General features: G+C 55.3%; 1 rRNA gene. It reads left to right on the top strand.

Annotation, left to right across the window (positions count from 1 at the left end):
• Window positions 1–151: 151 nt before the first annotated feature.
• Window positions 152–1,677, top strand: a 16S ribosomal RNA gene (locus AC5RV1_RS21310).
• The last annotated feature ends 17 nt before the right edge of the window (window positions 1,678–1,694 follow it).

The raw sequence follows: 1,694 nt of genomic DNA, 5'->3' as shown, positions 1-1,694 counted from the left end.
GTTTGTTGATACCAATTTTTTATTGATTGGTTGAATTGACTGGATTGTGCCACCCCGTGGTGTGGTCTGGTTTTTACAGCTGGTTTCAAATTTTGCAGTGTGTGTTTCCCGTTTTCCCGGGGGGTGCATGTTGTGTTCGTTTTGTTTTACTTCAACGGAGAGTTTGATCCTGGCTCAGGATGAACGCTGGCGGCGTGCTTAACACATGCAAGTCGAACGATGATCCCCAGCTTGCTGGGGGGATTAGTGGCGAACGGGTGAGTAACACGTGAGTAACCTGCCCTTAACTCTGGGATAAGCCTGGGAAACTGGGTCTAATACCGGATATGACTCCTCATCGCATGGTGGGGGGTGGAAAGCTTTATTGTGGTTTTGGATGGACTCGCGGCCTATCAGCTTGTTGGTGAGGTAATGGCTTACCAAGGCGACGACGGGTAGCCGGCCTGAGAGGGTGACCGGCCACACTGGGACTGAGACACGGCCCAGACTCCTACGGGAGGCAGCAGTGGGGAATATTGCACAATGGGCGCAAGCCTGATGCAGCGACGCCGCGTGAGGGATGACGGCCTTCGGGTTGTAAACCTCTTTCAGTAGGGAAGAAGCGAAAGTGACGGTACCTGCAGAAGAAGCGCCGGCTAACTACGTGCCAGCAGCCGCGGTAATACGTAGGGCGCAAGCGTTATCCGGAATTATTGGGCGTAAAGAGCTCGTAGGCGGTTTGTCGCGTCTGCCGTGAAAGTCCGGGGCTCAACTCCGGATCTGCGGTGGGTACGGGCAGACTAGAGTGATGTAGGGGAGACTGGAATTCCTGGTGTAGCGGTGAAATGCGCAGATATCAGGAGGAACACCGATGGCGAAGGCAGGTCTCTGGGCATTAACTGACGCTGAGGAGCGAAAGCATGGGGAGCGAACAGGATTAGATACCCTGGTAGTCCATGCCGTAAACGTTGGGCACTAGGTGTGGGGGACATTCCACGTTTTCCGCGCCGTAGCTAACGCATTAAGTGCCCCGCCTGGGGAGTACGGCCGCAAGGCTAAAACTCAAAGGAATTGACGGGGGCCCGCACAAGCGGCGGAGCATGCGGATTAATTCGATGCAACGCGAAGAACCTTACCAAGGCTTGACATGAACCGGTAAGACCTGGAAACAGGTCCCCCGCTTGCGGTCGGTTTACAGGTGGTGCATGGTTGTCGTCAGCTCGTGTCGTGAGATGTTGGGTTAAGTCCCGCAACGAGCGCAACCCTCGTTCTATGTTGCCAGCACGTGATGGTGGGGACTCATAGGAGACTGCCGGGGTCAACTCGGAGGAAGGTGGGGACGACGTCAAATCATCATGCCCCTTATGTCTTGGGCTTCACGCATGCTACAATGGCCGGTACAAAGGGTTGCGATACTGTGAGGTGGAGCTAATCCCAAAAAGCCGGTCTCAGTTCGGATTGGGGTCTGCAACTCGACCCCATGAAGTCGGAGTCGCTAGTAATCGCAGATCAGCAACGCTGCGGTGAATACGTTCCCGGGCCTTGTACACACCGCCCGTCAAGTCACGAAAGTTGGTAACACCCGAAGCCGGTGGCCTAACCCCTTGTGGGAGGGAGCTGTCGAAGGTGGGACTGGCGATTGGGACTAAGTCGTAACAAGGTAGCCGTACCGGAAGGTGCGGCTGGATCACCTCCTTTCTAAGGAGCACCTACAA

It is taken from the genome of Arthrobacter sp. Hb9-2 (genome assembly GCF_059091165.1).
The sequence above is the reverse complement of the archived record's forward strand: the minus strand, read 5'-3'. Positions and strand labels throughout refer to the sequence as shown.